Origin of the sequence: Candidatus Pelagibacter communis (genome assembly GCF_001180105.1) — a bacterium.
GTDB classification, from domain to species: Bacteria; Pseudomonadota; Alphaproteobacteria; order Pelagibacterales; family Pelagibacteraceae; genus Pelagibacter; species Pelagibacter ubique_K.
The window spans coordinates 22,664-46,972 of the sequence record NZ_CVSO01000065.1; the positions used below are offsets into that span (position 1 = coordinate 22,664).

25 protein-coding genes and 2 tRNA genes are annotated in these 24,309 nt (G+C 28.5%); 22 read left to right on the forward strand and 5 right to left on the reverse strand.

The window, feature by feature from the left end; genetic code table 11:
• The first annotated feature begins 23 nt into the window (after positions 1–23).
• From tatA to secF, 7 genes are read left to right on the forward strand one after another with little or no spacing between them, the layout of a single operon-like run.
• Positions 24–236 carry a twin-arginine translocase TatA/TatE family subunit gene (gene tatA, locus AMN84_RS04160; RefSeq protein ID WP_075483665.1) on the forward strand — a complete coding sequence of 71 codons (213 nt, stop codon included), beginning with the start codon at positions 24–26 and terminating at the stop codon, positions 234–236.
• Between the two features lie 3 nt (positions 237–239).
• On the forward strand, positions 240–476 hold the full coding sequence (locus tag AMN84_RS04165; protein WP_075483667.1) for a twin-arginine translocase TatA/TatE family subunit: 237 nt from the start codon (positions 240–242) through the stop codon (positions 474–476).
• On the forward strand, positions 463–1,224 hold the full coding sequence (tatC, locus tag AMN84_RS04170; RefSeq protein WP_075483669.1) for a twin-arginine translocase subunit TatC: 762 nt from the start codon (positions 463–465) through the stop codon (positions 1,222–1,224). Before AMN84_RS04165 ends, tatC begins: the two co-directional genes overlap by 14 nt.
• The gene (gene serS / locus AMN84_RS04175; RefSeq protein WP_075483671.1) at positions 1,217–2,473 is read left to right on the forward strand and encodes a serine--tRNA ligase; all 1,257 of its coding nucleotides are present in this window, start codon (positions 1,217–1,219) and stop codon (positions 2,471–2,473) included. The genes tatC and serS overlap by 8 nt, the downstream gene beginning before the upstream one ends.
• Before the next feature lie 45 nt (positions 2,474–2,518).
• The gene (gene yajC, locus AMN84_RS04180) at positions 2,519–2,806 is read left to right on the forward strand and encodes a preprotein translocase subunit YajC (RefSeq protein WP_075483674.1); all 288 of its coding nucleotides are present in this window, start codon (positions 2,519–2,521) and stop codon (positions 2,804–2,806) included.
• A 6-nt stretch (positions 2,807–2,812) separates the two neighbouring features.
• Complete coding sequence (gene secD / locus AMN84_RS04185; RefSeq protein ID WP_075483676.1) at positions 2,813–4,366, forward strand: protein translocase subunit SecD; 1,554 nt, start codon at positions 2,813–2,815, stop codon at positions 4,364–4,366.
• The gene (gene secF, locus AMN84_RS04190) at positions 4,363–5,259 is read left to right on the forward strand and encodes a protein translocase subunit SecF (protein WP_075483678.1); all 897 of its coding nucleotides are present in this window, start codon (positions 4,363–4,365) and stop codon (positions 5,257–5,259) included. The genes secD and secF overlap by 4 nt, the downstream gene beginning before the upstream one ends.
• On the opposite strand, the gene AMN84_RS04195 is transcribed toward secF, so the two are convergent.
• Positions 5,256–5,858 carry a urate hydroxylase PuuD gene (locus AMN84_RS04195; RefSeq protein ID WP_075483686.1) on the reverse strand — a complete coding sequence of 201 codons (603 nt, stop codon included), beginning with the start codon at positions 5,856–5,858 and terminating at the stop codon, positions 5,256–5,258. The two genes, secF and AMN84_RS04195, sit on opposite strands and share 4 nt — an antisense overlap.
• 27 nt (positions 5,859–5,885) lie before the next feature.
• Positions 5,886–8,762 (reverse strand): excinuclease ABC subunit UvrA, encoded by a 2,877-nt coding sequence (gene uvrA / locus AMN84_RS04200; protein ID WP_075483688.1) that lies wholly within the window; start codon positions 8,760–8,762, stop codon positions 5,886–5,888.
• Positions 8,763–8,833: 71 nt separating this feature from the next.
• Here uvrA and ssb point away from each other — a divergent pair, with 71 nt between their 5' ends.
• The 6 genes from ssb to AMN84_RS04230 all read left to right on the forward strand — a co-directional run bounded on the left by ssb (position 8,834) and on the right by AMN84_RS04230 (position 14,122).
• Positions 8,834–9,280 carry a single-stranded DNA-binding protein gene (gene ssb, locus AMN84_RS04205; protein WP_075483690.1) on the forward strand — a complete coding sequence of 149 codons (447 nt, stop codon included), beginning with the start codon at positions 8,834–8,836 and terminating at the stop codon, positions 9,278–9,280.
• A 9-nt stretch (positions 9,281–9,289) separates the two neighbouring features.
• Positions 9,290–11,845 carry a DNA gyrase subunit A gene (gene gyrA, locus AMN84_RS04210; protein ID WP_075483692.1) on the forward strand — a complete coding sequence of 852 codons (2,556 nt, stop codon included), beginning with the start codon at positions 9,290–9,292 and terminating at the stop codon, positions 11,843–11,845.
• The gene (gene coaD / locus AMN84_RS04215) at positions 11,845–12,339 is read left to right on the forward strand and encodes a pantetheine-phosphate adenylyltransferase (protein WP_075483694.1); all 495 of its coding nucleotides are present in this window, start codon (positions 11,845–11,847) and stop codon (positions 12,337–12,339) included. Before gyrA ends, coaD begins: the two co-directional genes overlap by 1 nt.
• Complete coding sequence (locus tag AMN84_RS04220; RefSeq protein WP_075483696.1) at positions 12,332–12,883, forward strand: peptidylprolyl isomerase; 552 nt, start codon at positions 12,332–12,334, stop codon at positions 12,881–12,883. Before coaD ends, AMN84_RS04220 begins: the two co-directional genes overlap by 8 nt.
• 1 nt (position 12,884) lies before the next feature.
• Complete coding sequence (tgt, locus tag AMN84_RS04225; RefSeq protein WP_075483698.1) at positions 12,885–13,997, forward strand: tRNA guanosine(34) transglycosylase Tgt; 1,113 nt, start codon at positions 12,885–12,887, stop codon at positions 13,995–13,997.
• A gap of 49 nt (positions 13,998–14,046) precedes the next feature.
• A tRNA-Lys gene (locus AMN84_RS04230) sits at positions 14,047–14,122 on the forward strand.
• Here the strand turns inward: AMN84_RS04230 and AMN84_RS04235 are convergent.
• The gene (locus tag AMN84_RS04235; RefSeq protein WP_075483700.1) at positions 14,123–14,947 is read right to left on the reverse strand and encodes a M48 family metallopeptidase; all 825 of its coding nucleotides are present in this window, start codon (positions 14,945–14,947) and stop codon (positions 14,123–14,125) included.
• Between the two features lie 115 nt (positions 14,948–15,062).
• Here AMN84_RS04235 and AMN84_RS04240 point away from each other — a divergent pair, with 115 nt between their 5' ends.
• On the forward strand, positions 15,063–15,674 hold the full coding sequence (locus AMN84_RS04240) for a DUF502 domain-containing protein (RefSeq protein ID WP_075483702.1): 612 nt from the start codon (positions 15,063–15,065) through the stop codon (positions 15,672–15,674).
• On the opposite strand, the gene recG is transcribed toward AMN84_RS04240, so the two are convergent.
• Positions 15,671–17,710 (reverse strand): ATP-dependent DNA helicase RecG, encoded by a 2,040-nt coding sequence (gene recG / locus AMN84_RS04245; RefSeq protein WP_075483704.1) that lies wholly within the window; start codon positions 17,708–17,710, stop codon positions 15,671–15,673. The genes AMN84_RS04240 and recG overlap by 4 nt on opposite strands.
• A 17-nt stretch (positions 17,711–17,727) precedes the next feature.
• On the opposite strand from recG, the gene AMN84_RS04250 reads away from it, so the two are divergent.
• Positions 17,728–17,988 (forward strand): succinate dehydrogenase assembly factor 2, encoded by a 261-nt coding sequence (locus tag AMN84_RS04250; protein ID WP_075483706.1) that lies wholly within the window; start codon positions 17,728–17,730, stop codon positions 17,986–17,988.
• On the opposite strand, the gene AMN84_RS04255 is transcribed toward AMN84_RS04250, so the two are convergent.
• A tRNA-Ser gene (locus tag AMN84_RS04255) sits at positions 17,989–18,078 on the reverse strand.
• Positions 18,079–18,165: 87 nt separating this feature from the next.
• Between AMN84_RS04255 and rarD the strand changes: the two genes are divergently transcribed.
• From rarD to AMN84_RS04290, 7 genes are all read left to right on the forward strand, one after another.
• Entirely contained in the window at positions 18,166–19,044 is an 879-nt protein-coding gene (rarD, locus tag AMN84_RS04260; RefSeq protein WP_075483708.1) for an EamA family transporter RarD, read from the forward strand.
• Complete coding sequence (locus tag AMN84_RS04265) at positions 19,031–20,029, forward strand: lytic murein transglycosylase (RefSeq protein WP_075483710.1); 999 nt, start codon at positions 19,031–19,033, stop codon at positions 20,027–20,029. Before rarD ends, AMN84_RS04265 begins: the two co-directional genes overlap by 14 nt.
• Positions 20,019–20,750, forward strand: coding sequence for a hypothetical protein (locus AMN84_RS04270; protein ID WP_075483712.1), 732 nt, complete (start codon positions 20,019–20,021; stop codon positions 20,748–20,750). Before AMN84_RS04265 ends, AMN84_RS04270 begins: the two co-directional genes overlap by 11 nt.
• A complete protein-coding gene (locus tag AMN84_RS04275; protein WP_075483714.1) occupies positions 20,743–21,897 on the forward strand; it encodes a D-alanyl-D-alanine carboxypeptidase family protein in 1,155 nt (384 codons plus the stop codon). The genes AMN84_RS04270 and AMN84_RS04275 overlap by 8 nt, the downstream gene beginning before the upstream one ends.
• The gene (gene tmk, locus AMN84_RS04280) at positions 21,890–22,501 is read left to right on the forward strand and encodes a dTMP kinase (protein ID WP_075483716.1); all 612 of its coding nucleotides are present in this window, start codon (positions 21,890–21,892) and stop codon (positions 22,499–22,501) included. The genes AMN84_RS04275 and tmk overlap by 8 nt, the downstream gene beginning before the upstream one ends.
• Positions 22,498–23,430 (forward strand): AAA family ATPase, encoded by a 933-nt coding sequence (locus AMN84_RS04285; RefSeq protein ID WP_075483718.1) that lies wholly within the window; start codon positions 22,498–22,500, stop codon positions 23,428–23,430. Before tmk ends, AMN84_RS04285 begins: the two co-directional genes overlap by 4 nt.
• Positions 23,420–24,309: class I tRNA ligase family protein (locus AMN84_RS04290; RefSeq protein WP_075483720.1), on the forward strand; the 890-nt coding region annotated here is incomplete at its 3' end. The genes AMN84_RS04285 and AMN84_RS04290, both read left to right, overlap by 11 nt.

The window sequence follows — 24,309 nt, forward strand, 5'->3', positions numbered from 1 at the left end:
AATAAACGAGCTATAAATAACTTATGAGTATAGGTTTTTGGCAAATTGCAATAGTTGTTATACTAGTAGTCTTACTATTCGGCAGAGGTAAAATCTCAAGTCTTATGGGTGATGTAGCCAAAGGTATAAAAAGTTTTAAAAAAGGTATGGCACAGGATCCAACTGAGGATCAGGCAAAAAACATCACTGAGAATAACGATCAGACTAATAATCAAGATCCAAATAATAAAGAATAATCAATGCCACAAATTGGCTGGTTTGAATTACTGTTAATAATTGGTCTAGCAGTAGTTATAATCGGTCCAAAAGATTTTCCAATCGTTTTAAAAAAAATTGGAAGTTGGTTCGGTTCAATCAAAAGATATATTAGTGCTGTTCAATCAGAAGTTTCCAATCTTGAGGAAAATACTCTTGATTACGAGAATAAAGAAAACAAAGATAAAAAGGAAGATCTAAAGAAAGATGAGTCAAAATAAAGACGAAGGTTTTATTAGTCATTTGACTGAATTAAGAAAAAGATTAATTCAATCTTTTGTTTGCTTATTAGTTTTATTTGTCATTTGTTATATTTTTTCTGAAGAAATATATAATTTTCTTGTAGCTCCTTATGCTGAAGCCGTAAAAAATAGTGAAATTCAAAGAAGATTAATCTTTACTGCATTACAAGAAACTTTTTTAACCTACATAAAAGTATCTTTTTTTACTGCATTCTTTTTTACTAGTCCTTTTATATTAATTCAAATTTGGAAATTTATAGCTCCAGGTTTATATGAACATGAAAAGTCTGCAATCATGCCGTATTTGGTTGTAACTCCAATCTTATTTCTTTTAGGTGGAATGCTGGTTTATTATTTAATTATGCCTTTAGCGATTAAATTTTTCTTATCATTTGAAAGTACTGGTATAACCACATCATTACCAATACAACTTGAAGCTAAAGTGAATGAATATCTTTCATTAGTAATGAAATTAATTTTTGCTTTTGGATTAAGTTTTCAATTACCTGTTGTGTTGTCATTATTAGCAAGAGTTGGTTTTGTAGACTCTGAGTTCCTTAAAACAAGAAGAAAGTATGTTGTAATTATTATTTTTACAGCTGCCGCAATACTTACTCCACCTGATCCAATCACACAAATTGGTTTGGCGATTCCATTATTAATTTTATATGAATTATCTATAATTTCGGTAAGAATGATTGAAAAAAAAGTAGAAGAAAATGCATGATATAAAAGAAATTAGAGAAAATTTAAAAGAATTTTCAAATCAAATAAAAAAAAGAAATGTCGATGTAAAGTTTGATGAAATTTTAGAATTAGATAAAGAAAATAGGTCTTTAATTCAAGAAAAAGAGAAATTAGAATCTGAAAAAAAATCTATTTCAAAAAGTAAGGATAAATCTTTATTTAAAAAATCTAAAGAACTTACTGACAAAATAAACACTCTTCAATCAAAGCAACTGTCAATGAGCCAAAAATTAAATGATCTATTATCATCTATACCTAATACACCATTATCAAGTGTACCAGAGGGTAAGGACGAATCTTCAAATAAAGAAGTAGAAAAAAAAGGTTCTATAAAAGAAAGTGAATTTAAGATTAAGTCTCACTATGAAGTAGGTGAAAATCTTAATATGCTTGATTTTGATCTTGCCACAAAGACTTCAGGATCAAGATTTGTATTTGTAAAAAACAAACTTGCAAAATTAGAAAGAGCTTTATCAAATTTTATGATTGATGTTCATACAAAAGAAAATGGGTATGAGGAGATATCTCCACCGTTACTCGCTAATTTTGATACTATGTTTGGTACTGGACAACTTCCTAAATTTGAGTCTGATCAATTTGAAATAAAAATTGATGATAACAATAGAAAATTTTTAATCCCAACTGCAGAAGTTATTTTAACTAATATGGCAAGAGAAAAAACAATTGATATAAAAGAATTACCCTTAAGATATGTAGCATCTACTCCTTGCTTTAGAAAAGAAGCTGGAAGCTATGGCAAAGATACAAAAGGAATGATTAGGCAGCACCAATTTTATAAAGTTGAACTGGTAAGCTTAGTAGAGCCTCAAAACTGTGAAGAGGAGTTAGAAAGAATGACTAAATGTGCATCTGGAATTTTAGATAAATTGAAACTGCCCTATAGAATTGTTGAGCTATGTACTGGAGATATGGGTTTCAGTGCTCAAAAAACTTACGACATTGAAGTATGGGTACCTTCAGAAAAAAAATATAGAGAAATTTCTAGCTGTTCAACATGTGGAACTTTTCAAGCTAGAAGAATGAAAGCCAAATATAAAAATTCAAAAAATGAAAAAAACTTTATAGGTACATTAAATGGAAGTGGACTTGCAATCGGAAGAACTATGATTGCGATCCTGGAGAATTATCAAGACAAAGATGGATCAATTATAATACCTGACGTATTAAAACCATACATGGATAATATTGATAAAATCTCATCGAATTAGGAGTTGTGTTAATTAATCTAATAGTATAAAAATCAATCTATTATTATGTCTGAATCAGGATTTGCACAATTAATACCTTTAATACTAATTTTTGTTATTTTTTATTTTTTCTTAATAAGACCACAACAAAAAAAAGTTAAAGAACATAAGTTGATGGTTGAAAACTTAAAAAGAGGTGACAAAGTCATTACCTCTGGTGGAATAATAGGTACCGTCGAGAGAATTATTGACGGCGATAAAGCAGAAATTTCTATAACTGATAATGTCAAAGTTGAAGTTATCAAATCTACAGGTATTCAAGCTCTAATAAATAATACTGACCAAAAAAAATAATTTTAAGTGTTATATTTTTCAAAACTGAAGATCACTTTGATAGCACTATTCACTCTTTTTATGGTGATGGTTTCATCATCAAACTTTTTAGACTTAGATTTAGATAAACAAAAAAAAATTAAATTAGGTTTAGATCTTCAAGGTGGTTCTTATTTGTTATTAGAGCTAGATAATGAACCAGTAATTAAACAAAAATTACAATCAAAATTATTAGAAATTAAAGACTATTTTAAAAAAAATAAAATTAAGATTTTAAGCTTAAAACTCGATGACAAATTAATTAAGCTTAAGGTTTCTAAAGATGATGTTGAAAAGGTTGAAGAAATATTTAATGATAAAGAAAGCACGATCAATCCTTATTATTTTCAATACAAAGCTCATCAATTAGATGTAAAGATTAATAGTGATGTTTTTAATTTGGAGCTAAGCAAATATGGAATAATCCTGATCAAAAATGCGTCATTAGATCAAGCAATAGAAATCGTTCGAAAAAGAGTTGATGAGGTCGGTACTAATGAGCCAAATATTTTAAAAAGAGGTAATGATAGAATTTTGCTTGAGCTCCCAGGCCTTGATAATCCAGATAGAATTAAATCTTTATTAGGTAAAACTGCAGATCTTGCATTTAGACTTGAATCTAAGACTTCAAACGAGTCCTTTGGAACTGAAAAGCTTAAATTAATAGAAACGGGTGAAGAACTATTATTAAGTAAAAGAGTTATTATAAGTGGAGATAATTTAGTTGATGCAAGTCCTCGTATGGACTCTTTAAATAATCAAACAGTTGTAAGTTTTACACTTGATAGGGTCGGATCTAAAAGATTTGCTCAAGCAACAAAAAGAAATATAGGTACACGACTTGCTATAGTTCTTGATGGTCAAATAATAAGTGCTCCAGTAATTAGGGATGTAATTGCGGGAGGATCAGGACAAATAAGTGGAGGTTTTACTTTTCAATCTGCAACTGACCTAGCTTTACTTTTAAGGTCTGGTGCTTTACCAGCTCCATTAAATATCATCGAAGAAAGAACAGTAGGACCTGATTTAGGACAAGATTCTATTAATGCAGGAATACTTTCACTCATAATAGGATTTTTATTAGTCATCGGGTTTATGACATTAAAATACAGAATTTTTGGTATCATTGCAAATTTTACGCTAATTATTAATTTGATTTTACTAATTAGTATTTTAACATTATTAGAAGCAACTCTTACTCTTCCTGGTATTGCTGGAATAATTTTAACTGTTGGAATGGCAGTAGATGCAAATGTATTAATTTTTGAAAGAATAAAGGAAGAAACAAGTAAAGAAAAAAACAATCTAATAGCTTTTGATAATGGATACTCAAAATCAAAAATTACAATATTAGATGCAAACATAACAACAATAATAGCTGCAATAATTCTATTTATTTTCGGATCTGGACCCGTCAAAGGATTTTCAATCACATTATGTGTTGGAATATTAACAACTCTATTTTCAGTTTTTTTTATCGCGCGATTACTTACGTCTATTTACGTAAAAATTAATAAACATAAGGAAATTATTATAAAATGAAGAAGGATTATAAATTCAACCAATATTATAAGTCATTAAATGTATTTTCTATTGCACTGATAATACTTTCATTAATCTTTTTAATATTTAAAGGTTTGAATTATGGAGTTGATTTTAAAGGTGGAACTTTAATTGAAATACGTGTGGAGACCGAAAAACCTGATATTGAAGTCCTAAGATCAAGTTTTAACAAATTGAATTTAGGTAAGATTTCAATTAAAAATTTTGGTAGCGATAATGATTTTGTGGTTAAATTTAAAAGAGACGAACTTAATGATCCAGAGTTTATTGAAAATTTACAAAGAAATCTTTCTCAAGAATTAACCTATGATTTTTCTTTCAGAAGAGTTGAAAATGTAGGACCTAAAGTAAGTTCAGAATTACTAAAAGCTGGAGTAACTGCTATATGCTTATCCTTAATGGCAATGCTAATCTACATTTGGATACGTTTTGAATGGCAATTTAGCGTTGGTGCAATAGCTGCTTTATTCCATGATGTTATAATTACTCTTGGAATTTTTTCTGCCTTAAGTTTGGAAATAAACTTGTCTATTGTGGCAGCTGTTTTAACTATAGTTGGTTACTCAATGAATGACACTGTTGTAATTTATGATCGCGTAAGGGAAAACCTTAAAAAATATTCAGATATTAAGATATTTGATCTTACCAACTTATCAATAAACGAGACTTTATCACGTACTATAATTACTTCTTCAACGACGTTATTAGCTTTACTTTCTATATTTTTATTTGGTGGAGAAATATTGAAAGGTTTTTCATTAGCTATGATTCTGGGTGTTATTTTAGGAACCTATTCCTCAATTTTCATAGCAAATCCACTTTTAGTTTTCTTTAAAGTTTCACAAAAAACAGTTCTTAAGGAAGATAATTAATATAAGTTTTGGGCTGCTACCATTGATAGTAACATTGGTAGAGATAATAAAGTATTAGTTCTTGAAAAAACCATTGCTGTTTTTGCAGCTTTAGCTTTGCTTTCTGGATCTGTTTCAACCATACCTAAAGCTTTTTTCTGATTTGGCCATATAACAAACCAAACATTAAAAGCCATAATTAAACCTAGCCACATTCCTATTCCAATCGCTGTACTTTTGCCTCCACCTGATCCTATGCCAAGAGTCATTGCATCATGCAAATATCCGTTGAGATATGATAATATCAAACCTGATACAATCGTTGCAAAAGCTGCCCATCTAAACCAGAAGAGGGCAGAGGGTGCAATTACTTTACTAATTGCTGGCTTTTGTTCATCAGGTATTTTAGCCATATTAGGAATTTGAACAAAATTGAAGTACCACAATAATCCAATCCACATTATTCCAACAAGAACGTGGATGTATCTAAATAACCAGCTCCAAAATAATAAATCAAAATCAAAACCACCATTAAGAAAAAATAAACCTACGAACAATAATACTGATATAGCAAGTGAGTAGTGGATTGTTCTAGATAGAGAGCTTAAAATACTTATCATTAAAGTAATTTAACAAATTTTGATTGATTATGCAATTTTTTTAAATTTTCCGTTTAGCAAAGGCTTTAGAAATTTACCAGTATAACTCTTTTCTGTATTGCATATATCTTCAGGTTTTCCTTCTGCGATTACTTGTCCACCTTTAACACCGCCATCTGGACCCATATCGACGACGTAATCAGCAGTTTTAATAACATCTAAATTGTGCTCAATGACAACAACTGTATTTCCTGTTGCAACGAAGGTGTGTAATATTTCTAATAATTTTTTAATATCATGTTGATGCAAACCAGTTGTTGGTTCATCCAAAATATAAATTGTTCTTCCTGTAGATCTTTTTGAAAGTTCTTTTGCTAATTTAATTCTTTGAGCTTCACCACCGGAGAGGGTTGTAGCTTGTTGACCAATCTTTATGTAGCCTAAACCAACTTTTTTTAATGTTAATAATTTTGATCTTATAGTTGCTATATTTTCAAAGAAATCACATCCTTCTTCAACTGTCATATCTAAAACTTCAGCAATGCTTTTTCCTTTAAATTTTATTTCAAGTGTTTCTCTATTGTATCTGCTGCCCTTACATTCATCACATGTTACATAAACATCTGGAAGAAAATGCATTTCATAAGTTATTACACCATCACCTTCACATGCCTCACATCTTCCACCTTTAACATTGAAAGAAAATCTTCCAGGTTTATAACCTCTACTTTTTGACTCCGGTAAATTAGTAAACCAATCTCTAATTGGTCCAAAAGCACCTGTATAGGTTGCAGGATTTGATCTTGGAGTTCTTCCAATGGGAGATTGATCAATATCAATTACTTTATCAATCAATTCGATACCTTTAAAACCTTTAAACGGCATTGGTATCTTTCTTGATTTGTTATTGTTCAAAGATAAATTAAGAGCATTATAAAGTGTTTGTAATACCAAAGTAGATTTTCCACTTCCTGAAACTCCAGTTACACACGTAAAAGTTCCAAATGGAATTTTGAGATCAACATTTTTCAAATTATTCCCAGAAGCTCCATTAATTTGTAAAAACCTTCCATTTTTTGCTAATCTCCTTTTTTTTGGAATTGGTATAAAATATTTAGAAGATAAATATTTTCCTGTAATGCTGTTATCATTTTTAACAATATCTTTAAGATTGCCCTCTGCAACAACTTCACCACCTTTACTACCTGCTTGAGGTCCAAGATCTAAAATATGATCTGCATTTTCAATTGTTTCAGTATCATGTTCAACAACAATTACTGTGTTTCCTAAATCTCTTAATCTTTTTAATGCATTTATTAATTTAACGTTGTCCTTTTGATGTAAGCCAATTGATGGTTCATCTAATACATATAAAACTCCTGTAAGACCTGAACCGATTTGAGAAGCAAGTCTAATTCTCTGAGCTTCACCACCAGATAAAGTTCCCGACTCTCTTGATAATGTTAGGTAATCAAGACCAACATTTAGAAGAAAATTTAACCTTTCATTAATTTCTTTTAGAATATGTTCTGATATTTTAAGTTTTCTTTGATCAAGCTTCTTTGATAAATTATTAAACCATTCTTTAGCGTCACTTATAGATTTTTCAGTTACTTCACTTATGTGTTTATCATCTATTTTTACACAAAGCGCCTCATCTTTAAGTCGATGACCTTTGCAAATATCGCATTTTGTGTCAGATTGATATTGAGAAATCTCTTCTCTTTTCCAATCACTATCGGTCTCTAAATAACGTCGTTCTAAGTTATTTACTACTCCTTCAAAGGTTTTTTTATGGGAATACTTTTCATACCCATCATCATATGAAAATTTTATCTCTTCATCATCAGAACCATATAAAATTATATCTTTTATTTTTTTTGGTAATTTTGACCACTTTTCATCCATAGAAAATTTATAATGTTTTGCGAGAGAAGTTAATGTTTGAGCATAATAAAGTGTGGTTGTTTTTGCCCACGGTTGAATAGCACCTTGTGCAATACTTTTTTTATCATCAGGAACAACTAAATTTGGATCAACGTTGAGTTTTATACCTATACCCTCACATTCCTCGCAAGCTCCATAAGGACTATTGAAAGAAAATAATCTTGGTTCAATTTCTTCGATTGTAAAACCACTTTCAGGACATGCAAATTTTGAAGAAAATGTTAATTTTTCTGTTTTTCTAAATTTAGCAGGCAATGTTTCATTTTGATACTCAACAAATAAAAGGCCATTTGCTAAATTTAATGATGTTTCTATACCTTCAGCAAGTCTATTCCCTAAATCAGAATTTATTACAATTCTATCGACTAAAATATAAATATCATGTTTCAATTTTTTATTTAAGTCTGGAGTTTTATCAATGTCATAGAGTGTGCCGTCAACTTTTACTTTTCTAAAACCTCTTTTTTTGTATGATAAAATTTCTTTTTTGTATTCTCCTTTTCTACCCCTAACTATTGGAGCAAATAGGAAAATAGTTGACTTTTTTGGTAACTCTAAAATCTTATCAACAATTTGAGAAACTGTCTGAGATTTAATTTCTTTACCTGTAAAAGGTGAGTAGGGTGTTCCAATCCTTGCGTAGAGAACTCTCATGTAATCATAAATTTCTGTAACTGTAGCTACTGTAGATCTTGGATTTTTTGATGTATTTTTTTGTTCAATTGAAATGGCTGGACTTAATCCTTCAATAAAATCTACTTTAGGTTTTTTCATTTTGTCTAAAAATTGTCTTGCATAAGCTGAGAGACTTTCAACATATCTTCTTTGTCCTTCAGCGTAGATGGTGTCGAATGCTAATGAAGATTTTCCAGAGCCTGACAAACCTGTTATGACCACAAATTTATCTTTAGGAATCTCTACAGAAATATTCCTCAAATTGTGTTCTTTTGCGCCCTTTATAACTATCTTTTTGTTCATTTTTTTATTTGCTTTAACTCAATAAAGTTAATAATCAAATCTTTTTTGTGATATAATTAATATAAAATAATATGGCTGGAAGTTTAAATAAAGTACTTTTAATTGGCAGATTAGGTGCAGATCCCGAGATAAAACAGATGGTTAATGGAAAAAGTGTCGCTAGACTAAGTCTCGCTACTAGCCAATCCTGGAAAGATAAAAACACTGGTGAGAAAAAGGAAAAAACCGAGTGGCACCGTGTGGTTGTATTTAATGAGGGACTTGTAAATGTTGTTCAACAGTATCTTAAAAAAGGTGCTCAAATTTATGTCGAAGGTCAATTGACCACTAGAAAATGGAAAGATGAACAGTCTGGCCAAGACAAGTATTCTACAGAAATATTAATACAAGGATATAATTCATCTCTAACAATGCTTGGGGGAAATAATTCCTCTACGTCAATTGCAAATGCACCTCAAAATAAGAATGAGATGTCTCAAGCAACTGACAATGATTTAGATGACGATATTCCCTTTTAATTAATCTTTATGGATAAATCGCATTTAGAGAATAAAAATAATATAAAACCAATTGACATGTATGATGAAATGAGTTCATCATATCTTTCTTACGCGATGAGCGTAATTGTAAGTCGTGCTTTACCAGACATTAGAGATGGTTTGAAACCAGTCCATCGAAGAATTATTTATGCAATGCATAAAGGTGGTTTTGACTGGAGTAAACAATTCAGAAAATCTGCAAGAATAGTTGGTGATGTAATTGGTAAATATCATCCCCACGGAGATCAAGCTGTGTACGATGCATTAGTTAGAATGGTTCAAGATTTTTCAATGAGTTTACCATTAATTGATGGTCAAGGAAATTTTGGTTCAGTAGATGGTGATCCTCCCGCTGCTATGAGATACACAGAAACCAGATTAGCTAAAATTTCTCAAAATTTAATAGATGATATAGATAAAGATACTGTAGAATTTAAAAGTAATTATGACGAAACTGAAAAAGAACCTGAAGTTCTGCCTGCTCAATATCCAAATTTACTTGTAAATGGTGCTGGAGGTATTGCTGTTGGAATGGCAACCAGCATTCCACCTCATAATTTATCAGAAGTTATAAATGCTACTTTAGCTCTTATAGAAAATAAAGATATTAAAATAAATGAATTAATGAAACATATACCAGGACCTGACTTTCCAACAGGCGGAACAATAATTGGTAAAGATATTATTAAAACCGGATATAAAACTGGTAGAGGATCTTTTAAAATAAGAGGGAATGTTTCAATAGAGCAACTTAAAAATGGCAAAGAGAGACTAGTCATCAATTCAATACCTTATCAAATCAACAAATCTGTTTTAAACGAAAAAATTGTTGAGCTAATTCGAAACAAAAAAATAGAGGGGATAAGTGACATAAGAGACGAATCTAATAGAGAAGGTATAAGAGTAGCAATAGATTTAAAAAGAAATATAGAACCCGAAACAGTTAAAAGACAACTCTTTAAATATACTTCTTTGGAGTCTTCATTTAGTTTCAATACATTAGCCATAGTAGATAGAAAACCAAAAAATTGTAATCTTAAAGATTTTCTAGAGTCTTTTCTTAAATTTAGGGAAGATGTTGTTGTTAAAAAGACAAAATTTGATCTTAAAAAAGCAGAGGATAGAGCTCACATATTGATTGGCTTATCCGTTTCAGTTGAAAATATAGATAAAGTAATAAAAGTTATACGATCATCAAAAAATCCCGAACAAGCAAAAAACTCTCTATTAAAAACTTCCTGGAAAATCAAATCCTCTCAAAAGTTAATAAAACTAGTCGATAATAAAAAAAGTAAGAATAGTTATTCTCTTTCCTCAAAACAAGTTGAGGCAATTTTAGAATTAAGACTTCAAAAACTTACCGCCTTAGGTATTAATGAAATAGAAGTTGAGTTAAAAAAATTATCTAATTTAATAGTTTCCTTTAAAAAGATAATAAACTCTAGAAAAGAATTATTAAAAGTTATTAGTAATGAATTAAATGAAATAAAAGAAAAATATTCAGTTGAACGAAGAACAAAAATAATAGATGCAGTCCTTAATTATGATATCGAAGAGACTATCCAAAAACAATCTGTATTAATAACTGTTACCCTGCAAGGATATATAAAAAGAGGTGCACTTGATATTGTCAAAAAACAAAAAAGAGGTGGTAAAGGAAAATCAGGAATTAAAACTAGAGATGAAGACTCAGTAGTACAAACTTTATCTGTAAATACACACACATCTGTACTTTTTTTCTCAACACAGGGAATGGTTTATAAACTTAAAGCATGGAAAATACCGGAGGGCTCAGCAAGTTCTAGAGGAAAATCTTTATATAATATTTTGCCATTGAAAAACCACCAATCAATTAGCTCTATAATGCCTCTACCTGAAGATAAATCTGAATTTAAAGATTTAAATATTATTTTTGCAACAGCCAAAGGGAAAATAAGAAAAAATAGTTTAGAAGATTTTTTAAATATTAATACAGCTGGTAAAATTGCGATGAAACTTGATAATGATGACAAGATAATAGGTGTTAAAATTTGTAAAGAAAATCAAGATATAATGCTTAGTTCTTTAAACGGAAAATGCATTAGATTTGAATCAAAAAAATTAAGATTATTTAAAGGTAGATCTTCTAAGGGTATTAAAGGAATAAATTTGGGAGAAAAAGATAAGATTGTTTCTTTATCAATAGTAGAAAAAATTGACAAAAAATCTGACAAAAATGGGAAAGCTGAGGGTAAATACATACTTTCAATAACTGAGAATGGATTTGGAAAAAGAACAAATGACAAGGAATTTCGTACTACAAATAGAGGCGGAAAAGGAATTATTGGTATAGTAAACTCATCTAGGAATGGAAATATTGCGTCTTCTTTCCCAGTATTTGATGGAGATGAAATATTGATATCTACTAATAAAGGTAGAGTAATAAGGGTGGCAGTTAAAGAAATAAGAACTGCAGGAAGAAATACTCAAGGTGTAAGAATTATTAAGTTATCTGGTGATGAAAAAGTGGTTTCAGCAATCAAAATTGATGATAACTTAATATAATGAAAAAAGCGATTTACCCTGGAACTTTTGACCCAATAACATTTGGACATATTGATCTTATTAAAAAATCTTTAAATATATTTGATCAAGTGATTGTTGCTGTTTCTGATGGTAATACAAAAAACTATCTTTTTGACGCCAACGAAAGGGAACAACTTATAAAAAACGCTCTATTTAGAGACTTGAAATTTAGTAAAAAAAAAATAATCGTAACTTCGTTTAAAACTTTAACTACCGATTTTTGTAAAAAAATGAGATCAAATGTTATTATTAGAGGTCTCCGTGCAACTTCTGATTTTGAATATGAATTTCAATTAGCTGGGATGAATAAAAAGTTAAATAGTTTAGTTGAAACCGTCTTTTTAATGTCAGACCCAGAAAACCAAATTATTTCATCTAAATTTGTCAAAGAAATTATCGAATTAAATGGAGACATCAAAAAATTTACTACCAAATCAGTAATTAAATCTTTAAAGTATAAATTTAATGAATAAAGTAATTTTTTTAATTTTTTTTTTAATATTTAATTTTAACTTAAATGCAAAGGAAAATATGATGATACTTAAATTAAAAGATGGAGATGTAAAAATAGAGTTATTTGAAGACAAAGCGCCAAATCATGTAAAAAGAATAAAAGAACTAGCCGATAAAGGCCTTTATGATAACGTAGTATTTCATAGAGTAATAGATGGGTTTATGGCTCAGGTAGGTGATGTTCAATTTGGTAATTCATCCTCTGATAATTTTGATTTAAATAGAGCAGGTACAGGAGGTTCTGATTTACCAAATCTAAAAGCTGAATTTAATGATATTCCTCATGTAAAAGGCATTTTGTCTATGGCAAGATCTTCTGATCCTAACAGTGCTAATAGTCAATTTTTTATTTGTTTTGAAGACGCCCCACATCTTGACAGACAATATACTGTTTTTGGCAAAGTTATCGAAGGGATGGAATTTGTAGATAAGATAAAAAGAGGTGATGGGCCAAATGGTTCAGTTTCAAATCCTGACAAGATAATTAGTTTTAAATCTTTATAAATTGAGTCTAAAAAATTTTTCTTTTAAATTAAAAAATAAAGATAAATTTTCCCGGACAGGAACAATTATTACTTCAAGAGGTAACATTGATACACCTGTTTTTATGCCTGTGGGAACTCAAGCAACAGTTAAAGCTACTTTTATTGATGATCTTATTAAAGCGGGAAGTCAAATAATTTTGTCTAATACATATCATTTAATGATAAGACCTGGTGAAGAAAGAGTAGCGCTTCAAGGAGGGTTACATGAATTCATGAATTGGCCTTTACCAATTTTGACAGACTCAGGTGGTTATCAAGTGATGTCATTATCAAAGTTAAATAAGATTGATAGGGAGAAAGGAGCTATATTTAATTCTCATATTGATGGAAAACAATTTATTCTTAGCCCTGAAGAAAGTATAAGAATTCAAAAAAAACTTAATTCAGACATTGTTATGGTAATGGATGAATGCCCTAAAAAAACTACAGACAGAAAAATTATTCAAAACTCCCTAGATTTATCTACTGAATGGGCATTAAGGTCAAAAAATTCTTTTGGAAAAAATCCTAACAAAGGTCTTTTTGGAATAGTGCAAGGTGGTTTATTTGATGATTTAAGAAAAAAATCCTTAAAAGATCTAATTAATATTGGGTTCGATGGATATGCCCTAGGTGGCCTAGCTGTTGGAGATACACAAAGTGAAATGTTTAAGGTATTAGATGGTATAAAAGATCACCTTCCTGAAGATAAACCAAGATATCTTATGGGTGTTGGAACACCTTCGGATATCCTTGGAGCAGTTAAAAGAGGTATAGATATGTTTGATTGTGTTTTACCCTCTAGATCTGGAAGAACTGGTTTAGCCTTTACATGGAATGGACCAATAAATATTAAAAATGCTAAGTACCAGAATGATACAAAACCCATTGATGAAAAATGTGAAAAGTTCAATTTGAATAAATATTCAAAAAATTACTTAAATCATTTATTCAATACCAACGAAATACTTGCTTCTATGCTTCTAACTCTTCATAATATAAACTTTTATCATGAGCTCATGGATAAAATCAAAATTAACATAAATAATGGAACTTTTGACCGGTTTTTTAATCAATACATTGGTAAGTTGTAATTATAACATATTGATTATTTGAAAAAAAAAACTATAAGATTTTCATCTTGGGCCGTTAGCTCAGTTGGTAGAGCAATTCCCTTTTAAGGAATGGGTCGTTGGTTCGAGTCCAACACGGCTCACCATTATGTTTTTATTGGTGGATAATCTAAAATAACTTCATTCATCCAACCGTCAAGATTTTCTATTCTTTTTTGAGAAGACGGATGAGTATTCATAAATACTGGAGGTTCTTTACCTTTATTTACTTCCTTCATTCGTTCCCAAAATTTTGTTGTTTCTCTAATATCATAGCCAGATAAAGATGAGAAAATAAGACCAAGATAATCAGCTTCAGTTTCCTGTTTTCTTGTGAAGGGGTTCATAATGCCAATTTGTTTTAATAAACCAACAGTATCCATACCAGTTGCTCTATTTACTTGTGAAAGTTTTCCTCCTGAAAATATATCAATGAGTTGGGTGCCCGTTTGAAGTAATGCACTACGACTAGCTCTTTCAACAGAATGTTTTGCTACTGCGTGAGCAATTTCATGACCCATAACTGCAGCTAATGCATTTGTATTTTTAGTCACTTCTAGCATTCCAGTATAAACAGCAATTTTGCCTCCAGGCATACACCAAGCATTTTTAACTTTTTTATTATCTATCAATATGTATTCCCATTGAAAATTTACGGTAGGATCTTTTATATTATTTAGATAAAAATATTCACCGATTGCATATTCCATTTTTTTCCCGATTTCCTTAATTTCTTTTAAATTACGTCCATCAGTAATTAATTTTTCCTTCTTTTTTACTTTTTCGTAAATTTGTGCCGCTTGTGCATTTAGTTTTGCTTCTGGTATAATGTTGAGCTGTTTCCTTTCAGTTATCGGTACTGAGGCACAAGAATTGATTATATAACTACATCCGCAACAGCCTACAATATTAAGAAATTTTCTTCTATTCATTTAAATTAAATTAAGTATTATGTTTTAATAGTTTTTTTATGAATTTAAACAATAAAATATTGGTTTTTTTATTCATAATTGCTTTATGTTTTGTAATATATTCATCTTATAATTAATGAAAAAAAAATCATCAATAACTTCAAAATTAAGAAATGCTTTTATAGCTGGAATTGTGGTTTTGGTTCCAATTGGTTTTACTTTATATCTTACTTTATTTTTAATAAAGATATCTTCAAAATTAATTCCTAATGAAATAAATCCAAATAATTATCTCCCTTTTTCTATACCGGGACTTGAAATTTTATTATCTGTTATTTTTATTACTATTGTTGGAGGTATTTCTTTATCTTTTTTTGGAAAAAAAATTTTAAATTTAATTAATGATCTTTTTAAAAGAATTCCAATCTTAAGGACTATTTATTCTGCAATTGGTCAAATGACAGAAAGTTTTACAAGTAAATCAGATAATAAAAAAAGTGTTGTTCTAATTGAATATCCGAAAAAGGGATCATGGGCAGTTGGTTTTGCTACTAAAGAAAATAAAGGTGAGATAAGCAAAAAGACTAATAAAGATTTAATCAATGTATTTGTTCCAACAACACCAAATCCCACAAGTGGTTTTTTATTAATGTTCCCAAAAGATGAGGTTATTTATCTTGATATGACTTTTGAGGAAGCTTCAAAATTTATTGTATCTGCTGGAACTTCAGATCCAGCTGATAATTAAACTATATCATTTAGTATATCTGCTCTGTCATACAGTTTGAGTAAAGATTGAAACTTATCTAAATTTATGTTGTCTTTTTCAATTTTTTTAATCTCTTTTTCAGCTAACAAAAAAAGATCTTCATTTAAAACAGGATCTGCAAGTCGAAAACTTTGAACACCACTTTGCTTAAAACCTAGTAAATCACCATAACCTCTTAATTTCATATCTTCCTCTGATATCTTAAATCCATCATTGTTTTCTTTTAAAATATTTATTCGTTTCCGAGCATTTTTACTTAGATTATTTTTAAACATTAGAATACAAAATGATTCCTTATTACCTCTTCCAACTCTTCCCCTAAGTTGATGAAGTTGAGATAATCCAAATTTGTTTGAATTTTCTATTATGATCAAATTTGCATTTGGAAAATCAATACCAACTTCAATAACTGTTGTTGAGATTAGAATATCAATTTTTTTATTTAAAAACTTATTTAATATTTTATCTTTATCAGATTTATCAAGTGAACCATGTAAAAGACCAGTTCTGTCTTTAAAAATCTTTTGAAGACCCTTATATCTTTGTACAGCTGACTGATGATCGACTTTTTTAGACTCATCTATTAACGGGCAAACCCAAAAAATTTGATTACCTTTTTTTATTTGATTTTTTGTAAAATCAATAACCTCATTTAATTTTGTATCAACTTTACTGTAAGTTTTAACCGGTTTTCTATTTTTAGGTTTTTGTTTTATAATAGTCACATCCATATCTCCAAAAATAGTCATAATCATTGTTCTTGGTATAGGAGTTGCTGACATTACTAATACATCGCAATTTTTACCACCTTTGTCGGATAATTTCTTTCTTTGTTTAACACCAAATTTATGTTGTTCATCAATAACTATGAGCCCGAGTTTTTTATAATTTATTTTTTCTTGAAAAATTGAATGGGTCCCAAATAAGATTTTAATTTCATTATTTTGTAAATCTTTGATTATATTTTTTCTTACAGAATAATCAGTCTTAGAACTTAAAAAATCTATTTTAATTTTGTCTTTTAACAAGGATTGGGCCAACTTATAATGTTGATATGCTAAAATTTCAGTAGGTGCCATAAATGCAACTTGATAGCCGCTATTAACGACATTTAGACAAGAAATTAATGCCACAATAGTTTTACCACTTCCAACGTCACCTTGTAAAAGTCTAAACATTTTTTCTTCAGATTTTAAATCATTGCTTATTTCATTTAATGCATTTATTTGATCTGTTGTGAGTTCATAATCTAATTTTTTTTTAATACTATCTAAAAAATTATCATCAAATTTTTTTCTTTCCTTTTTAAACTTTTTAATAGTTTTTCTTATTTTCGAATTAATTAAAAAAGTAGAGAGAATCTCATCAAAAATTAATCTTTCTAAAAAATTTCCTTTTTTATTTATATTATTTGGATTATGAAGTTCTAAAACAGATTTTTTCCATGAAATATTATCAAATTTTTTAAGAACTTCTTTGTCCAACCATTCGTCTAAATTTGGTAGGTTTCTTAGTACTTCTTGGATAATTTTGTTATAAAGTTTATTATTCAGACCCTCAGTCAAACTATAGCTTTTATCAATCTTTTTAACAGAATTAGGATCTTCAGATAAGTGAGTAGGGTTTGTTATTTGATATTTTTTATTATAATAACCAATCTTACCACTGATAGTTACTTTTGCGTTTAGTGGAAGTATCTTTCTAATATATCCCTCATAACTATTAAAAAAAATACAATCTAGTTTTCCAGTTTCATCTTCACATATTACTTTATTAGGTAAGTTTCTGATACGAGGAAAGTTGTATTTTTTTACAATAACTGTTACAGTTTGTATTTTTCCTACTTGTAATTCATTAATTGGATAAACATTTGATCTGTCCACAAAATCTCTAGGCAAATTCCACAAAAGATCAAATATTGTGTTAATATTTTTTTTTCGAAATAATTTTCCTATTTTAGTTCCTATACCTTTTATGGTACTTATATCGGATAGCAAATATTCATATGAAGACATAGTTTAGTTATAATATCATGACTCTTAATAAAGAAGATCTTAAAAATAAAATTATATACAGGGCTTCCTATAGAGGTACAAAAGAAATGGATATACTGATGACAGCTTTTGTAAAATCGATAATTAACGATTTGGATGAGAATTTTCTAAAGACTCTAGACAAATTTGTAGATATGGATGATGAAACACTGATTTCTATTAAAAAGAAAGAAACATTAATCGACTATAAAGATGAAAAAATTTTACACATTATTGATAAGTTTCAAAAATTTAAATAATGGCGGAGAGACTGGGATTCGAACCCAGGAAAGAGTTGCCCCTTTGCCGGTTTTCAAGACCGGTGCTTTCAACCGCTCAGCCATCTCTCCGTGAGCTAGGTTTTATAAGTATAATATTAAAATTCAAGAATTAAATAGAGTTATTTTATCAATAATGGAATATAAATTTCCTTTTTTATGAACTTAAAAGAATTTAATAAAGGAATTTTATTTAGTAGCTTAGGATCGTTTTGGTGGGGTGCCATTGGAGTAATCTATTTTAGTTATTTTTCTTTTATTGGTCATATAGAGCTAGTAATCCATAGATGTATTTGGACTGCAATCATGCTTATTTTAACTACTCAATTTTTTTCAAAATGGAATATTTTTTTCAAAATTTTAAAAAATAAAAAAAATCTTTTAGTACTTTTTTTCTCTGGATTATTAATATTTATTAATTGGGCGGTTTGGATTTATGCTGTATCAAACAACCAAATCATAGATGCATCTTTTGGGTATTTTATAATGCCAATAGTAAGCGTTCTATGTGGAAATATCTTTTTTAGGGAAAAAATAACTATAAAAAGTAAGATTTCAATTTTTTTAGTTTGTATTGCTATTTTTATTTTATTAAGAAATTTTAATAATGTTCCTTGGGTTGGTCTTGTAGTAGCTTTCTCGTGGGCATTTTATAATGTTTTAAGAAAATTAATTAATGTTGATACAGATATTGGTTTATTAATAGAAAGTTTATACATACTTCCCATGTCCTTAATAGTTTTTTATTTTATTTTTAAAAATGGCCAAAATGATTTTTCATTAGAAAATTTAGATTTAATGTTTATGCTTTTATTAGCGGGACCAATGACAGTGATTCCTTTGTTTCTTTATGTTAGAGGAGTTGAACTTTCTGGTTTAGGGCCTAGTGGAATGATATTCTATATTACACCGACACTTCAGTTCCTTTTGGGTTATTTTTACTATAATGAGCTTTTTTCTTATGAAAAATTCTTTAGTTTCACTATTATATGGATTGCTGTAATAATTTATCTAAAAGATTTATATGAAAAATACTAAGCTTATTCTTTTAATACTGATCTCTCTTGTAAATTTTAAAATTGTTACTGCAGATGATTCTTTTAATCAGTGGTTGGATAATTTCAAGGTAAGAGCTGTAAAATCTGGTGTAAGCAAAGAAACTGTTGATCTTGTAATGGATAAGGCAATTTTTTTACCTAAGGTCATTGAATACGACAGATACCAACCTGAATTCTATGAAGATACTAAAACTTATGTTGGGAAGAGATCAAATAAAAAAAAGGTAGTTAAGGGTAAAAGAATATATAAAAAAAATTCTAAACTTATAGAAAAAGTTGATCAGGAATTTTTAGTAGAAAAAGAACTCTTACTAGCTCTAATGGGTATTGAGACAAACTTTGGTACTTATCTTGGTAAAATGGATATCATATCATCTCTTGCAACTTTAAGCTATGATAAGAGAAGGAGTGAATTTTTTTCTAAAGAATTAATTACAGCATTAAGATTAATTGATAATAAAAAGATCGATAAAGATATATTATACGGATCTTGGGCTGGTGCTTTTGGAAACTTTCAATTTATGCCATCAACGATTTCCAATTATGCAATTGATTATAATCAAAATAGTGTAATTGAACTTAAAAATGTAGAAGACTCATTTGCCTCTGCAGCCAATTATATGAAAAAAATAGGTTGGAAAAAGAACAACCATTGTTTTTATCGAGTTGAATTAAAGGATAATATTCCATCTAAATTTTTAAATTCCTCAGCAAGAAATATAAAACATAAAAAAAATTTCAGATTTTACAAAAAATTTATTAAGAATGATCTATCTGATATTGTAAGTGATAAAGAAAAAGTTGCTATAATTACTCCAGATGTAGATATTATTCCTGGAAGCCAAACTCTTAATCCTGCCTATATTGTTTTCTCTAATTATGAAAAAATTTTAAAGTGGAACAGATCATTAAGATTTGCATTAGCTGTTTGCACTTTAAAAGATAGATTTAAAGATGAACTATAAAAAAATTATTTTAACTTTATTTTTTTTGACAGGATGCACAGTTAATAACTCCCAATACAGCGAAAATATTTTTTCAAATAGAGGATTTACTCTTTTATCTGACGTATCTTTAATAGAAAAAAAAATTTTAAAGAAAAATCTTGATGTAAGAAGTCTAGAAATTGTTCATAATACATTACCAAAAGGTTCAAAAGTTAGAATAATTAACCTCATAAATAACAAAAGCATAAATGCAATAGTAAAAACTAGAAATAAAAATCTATTTTTCTATAACTCTATTTTATCAAAAAGAATTTATGATGAACTTGATATTTCACCTAAAGAACCATATGTAGAAATTAGCAGAATAAGGGAAAATAAAACATTTGTTGCCAAAAGAGCGAAAACTTTTGATGAGGAAAAAAAAGTTGCCAATAAAGCACCTGTTAAGTCAGTAAGTATTAATGAAATTGGCATACCAAAAACAAAAAAAATAGATGATAGAAAATCTTTTAATTATTCAATAAAGATAACAGAATTCTATTTCCTAAAAAATGCCAATGAACTAAAAAAAAGAATCGAAAAAGAAAGCTCACTTCAAAATATCAATATAATTTCAATAAATGACACTAAGCATCGTGTATTATTGGGTCCATATACTAATATTAATGCTCTACAATCTGCATATAATAGTATAAATAAACTAAATTTTGAAAATATTGAATTAATAAGAAATGATTAAAAAAATTATTACAATTTTTTATTTACTTTTTGCTGTTTTGATTACACCCTCAAAAGCCACCTTCGATATAAATGCTAGAACTGCTATTTTGCAAGATTTCCTATCTGGAGAAATACTTTACAAAAAAGAAATAGATAGCGTTATTTACCCGGCTTCGATGACTAAGATCATGACATCAATAGTTGTATTCGATTTATTAAAAAGTGGTGATCTTTCTCTTGATGACAAAGTAATTGTATCTGAAAACGCTTGGAGATTATCTCAATCAGGATATTCGTCGATGTTTATTATGGTTGGAGATGAGGTAACTGTAGAAGATTTATTAAAGGGAATAATTATTGCATCAGGTAACGATGCATGTGTTGCAATTGCAGAGGGTGTAGCTGGTAGTGAAGAAGAATTTGCTATACTGATGAATGCAAAAGCATCAGAAATTGGAATGATCAACACAAATTTTTCAAATTCTTCAGGTATTAATGATCCTGACAATTATTCAACAGTTGAGGACATTTTGTTAATGTCAAATTATCTTATAAAAAATTATCCAGTTTATTATGAATATTTCAAAGAAAAAGAATTTACATGGGATAGAACTGGTGGAGATCCAATTACACAAGGTAATAGAAATCCGTTACTTTATAAAAATTTAGGAGCGGACGGTATAAAAACTGGTTATCTAGCTGTTGAAAAATATTCTTTAGCAAGCTCGATACAAAGAGGAGAAAGAAGACTCATTGCAGTTGGTAGTGGTTTTGAAACTAAAAATGAGCGATCAAGACAATCTACGAGATTGTTAACTTGGGGTCTAACAAATTTTGATACAATTAAAATTGCTAAAAAAGATGAAAAATTAGTAGATTTAGAAGTTTGGCTTGGAAAAAACGATATTGTAGGTGGTTATGTTAAAGAGGATATTTATAAAACTTTTCCCAAAGCAAGGAAAAAGTTTTTGTCAGCAATCGTAGAATATAATGGACCAATTAAAGCACCAATCAAAAAAGATCAAGAAATTGGTTTATTAAAAATTTCTTACAAAGGTGATTTAATTGATGAATATCCAGTATATGCAGTCGAAAAAGTAAAAAGAGTTAATGTTTTCTCCAGAATAATTTACTCTATAAATTATTTGATATGGGGCGATGTATAACAAAGTTATTGTTTTTGAAGGTATCGATGGATCGGGAAAAAGTTATCATTTAAATGCAGCATCTAAATATTTAAAAAAGAAAAAGGTAAAACATATAAGACTAAGAGAACCAGGTGGGTCCAAAAATTCTGAGCATTTAAGAAAAATGTTGTTATCAAATAAGTCGGACTTTGAAAAAAAAACTGATTTACTTATATATTTATCTGCTAGATCTGAAAATTTCTATAAAATAATAAAACCTAATTTAAAAAAGAAGACAATTCTTATTGATAGATTTATAGACTCAACATTTGCTTATCAACATTATGGTTTTGGCATAGACAAAAAAATTATTAAGTTATTGAATAAATTTATATTAGGAAATTTTAAAGCGGATTTTACCTTTTTACATTTAGTTCAAAAAAAAAAAATTGGTAATAAAATTAAAAACAAGAAAAATAGGTATGACAAATTTAACAAAAACTTTTATAACAAAGTTCAAAATGGCTTTTTAAAACTATCAAATAAAAAAAAAAATTATCTTAAAATTTTTTCCAATGACTCAAAAGAAACAAATAAAAAAATTATTCAAAATAAATTAGACTCTTTAATCAAAATAAGATGACACCTGTAAAACAAACTAAATTATTAACATTTAAAAATTATTTTCAAGAACTTGTTGATCTGTCTTTAAAAAACAATTTACCAAATAAACTTCTTTTTAGTGGTAACAAAGGTATAGGTAAATCGACTTTTGCATATCATTTGATAAATTATTTTTTTTCTATCGATGAAGATGATAGTTATAATCTTAAAAATAATGAAATTAATATTAATAATAAATCTTATAAACTAGTACTAAATAATGCACATCCAAATTTACTTTTAATAGATAGTCAGGACAAAAAATTTATAGAAATCTCAAAGATAAGAGATATATTGAACTTTTCCTCAAAAACATCTTTTTCAAGTAAAAAAAAAATTATACTTATCGATAATGTCGAAAAATTAAATATTAATGCGTCAAATTCCTTACTTAAGATTTTAGAAGAACCATCAACAAATTTATTTTTTATATTAATCCACAGCTCTCCCGAAAAAATAATGAGCACTATAAGTTCAAGGTGCATAAAGTTTAATTTCTTTTTAACTGAATCTGAAAAAGAATTAATTATTAATAATGTATTAGACAATAATTTTTATAATAATCTTTCTAATGATTTTAAGATTAAATATATGACACCAAAATTTTATATTGATTTGCAAAACTTTATTAATAAAGAAAAAATCGATTTAAATGATTTGAATATTAATTTTTTATTAAATCATATTTTTAATAAACGAAATTATCTTAAAAATGATTTTATAATAGGAAATTTACAAATACTTATTGAAATATATTTCTATAATAAAATTCTTAAACGTAATAATTTTGAAAATGACTACAAATTTTTTAAACAAACTATTAATAAGATAAACGATATGAATAAATTTAATCTAGATAAAGACTCATCTCTATTAGAAATTAAGAATATAATTGTAAATGAAAGATAATTTTTACATTACTACACCGATTTATTACCCTTCAGCAAAACCTCATATGGGTCATGCTTATTCTAGCATTGTAGCTGATTTTTTTGCACGACTAAAAAGAATCCAAGGTCATCAAGTTTTTTTTTTAACTGGAACCGATGAACATGGCCAAAAGATACAAAGAGCAGCTGAAAAATCCAATAAAGATCCTTTAGAGTTTTGTGACGAAATAAGCAAGACATTTAGAAATTTATCGTCCTTACTTAATTTATCAAACGATGATTTCATAAGAACTACTGAAAAAAGACATTCATTAGCCGTAACTAATCTTTGGAATATTTTAGAAAAAAAAAAGGAAATATATCTTTCAAAATATTCAGGTTGGTACTCTGTCTCCGATGAAGCTTTTTATAATGAAGATGAAATCGAAGATCTAGAAGGAAAAAAAATATCCAAATCATCTGGATCACCTGTAGAGTGGGTTGAAGAAGAGTCTTATTTTTTTAAATTATCCAAATGGCAAGAACCGCTTTTAAAATTTTATTCAGAAAATCCAAAATTTATATTACCAAAGAGCCGAAAAAATGAGGTAATTAGTTTTGTCAAAAGTGGATTAAAAGATTTATCCGTTAGCAGGAAATCTTTTTCTTGGGGGATTAAAGTTCCATCAAATGAAGACCATGTAATATACGTATGGCTTGATGCTTTAACAAATTATCTTTCTGCTTTAAATTATCCTAAAGAGACAGAAAGATTATATAAAGACTTTTGGCCTGCTAATATTCATATTATAGGAAAAGATATTTTAAGATTTCACGCAGTGTATTGGCCAGCCTTTTTATTAGCAGCAGGTATTAAACCTCCGCAGAGAGTATATGGTCACGGATGGATACTCTCAGG

Bases quoted from the DNA above. Each gene is read 5' to 3' on its own strand.
- AMN84_RS04285 (WP_075483718.1), top strand. From the start codon at position 22,498: ATGACACCTGTAAAACAAACTAAATTATTAACATTTAAAAATTATTTT.
- AMN84_RS04240 (WP_075483702.1), top strand. From the start codon at position 15,063: ATGAAAAAAAAATCATCAATAACTTCAAAATTAAGAAATGCTTTTATA.
- AMN84_RS04195 (WP_075483686.1), bottom strand. From the start codon at position 5,858: ATGATAAGTATTTTAAGCTCTCTATCTAGAACAATCCACTACTCACTT.
- AMN84_RS04265 (WP_075483710.1), top strand. From the start codon at position 19,031: ATGAAAAATACTAAGCTTATTCTTTTAATACTGATCTCTCTTGTAAAT.
- AMN84_RS04250 (WP_075483706.1), top strand. From the start codon at position 17,728: ATGACTCTTAATAAAGAAGATCTTAAAAATAAAATTATATACAGGGCT.
- AMN84_RS04275 (WP_075483714.1), top strand. From the start codon at position 20,743: ATGATTAAAAAAATTATTACAATTTTTTATTTACTTTTTGCTGTTTTG.
- recG (WP_075483704.1), bottom strand. From the start codon at position 17,710: ATGTCTTCATATGAATATTTGCTATCCGATATAAGTACCATAAAAGGT.
- ssb (WP_075483690.1), top strand. From the start codon at position 8,834: ATGGCTGGAAGTTTAAATAAAGTACTTTTAATTGGCAGATTAGGTGCA.
- uvrA (WP_075483688.1), bottom strand. From the start codon at position 8,762: ATGAACAAAAAGATAGTTATAAAGGGCGCAAAAGAACACAATTTGAGG.
- tatC (WP_075483669.1), top strand. From the start codon at position 463: ATGAGTCAAAATAAAGACGAAGGTTTTATTAGTCATTTGACTGAATTA.
- coaD (WP_075483694.1), top strand. From the start codon at position 11,845: ATGAAAAAAGCGATTTACCCTGGAACTTTTGACCCAATAACATTTGGA.
- yajC (WP_075483674.1), top strand. From the start codon at position 2,519: ATGTCTGAATCAGGATTTGCACAATTAATACCTTTAATACTAATTTTT.
- tmk (WP_075483716.1), top strand. From the start codon at position 21,890: ATGTATAACAAAGTTATTGTTTTTGAAGGTATCGATGGATCGGGAAAA.
- tatA (WP_075483665.1), top strand. From the start codon at position 24: ATGAGTATAGGTTTTTGGCAAATTGCAATAGTTGTTATACTAGTAGTC.
- rarD (WP_075483708.1), top strand. From the start codon at position 18,166: ATGAACTTAAAAGAATTTAATAAAGGAATTTTATTTAGTAGCTTAGGA.
- AMN84_RS04165 (WP_075483667.1), top strand. From the start codon at position 240: ATGCCACAAATTGGCTGGTTTGAATTACTGTTAATAATTGGTCTAGCA.
- AMN84_RS04220 (WP_075483696.1), top strand. From the start codon at position 12,332: ATGAATAAAGTAATTTTTTTAATTTTTTTTTTAATATTTAATTTTAAC.
- AMN84_RS04270 (WP_075483712.1), top strand. From the start codon at position 20,019: ATGAACTATAAAAAAATTATTTTAACTTTATTTTTTTTGACAGGATGC.
- serS (WP_075483671.1), top strand. From the start codon at position 1,217: ATGCATGATATAAAAGAAATTAGAGAAAATTTAAAAGAATTTTCAAAT.
- gyrA (WP_075483692.1), top strand. From the start codon at position 9,290: ATGGATAAATCGCATTTAGAGAATAAAAATAATATAAAACCAATTGAC.
- secF (WP_075483678.1), top strand. From the start codon at position 4,363: ATGAAGAAGGATTATAAATTCAACCAATATTATAAGTCATTAAATGTA.
- AMN84_RS04235 (WP_075483700.1), bottom strand. From the start codon at position 14,947: ATGAATAGAAGAAAATTTCTTAATATTGTAGGCTGTTGCGGATGTAGT.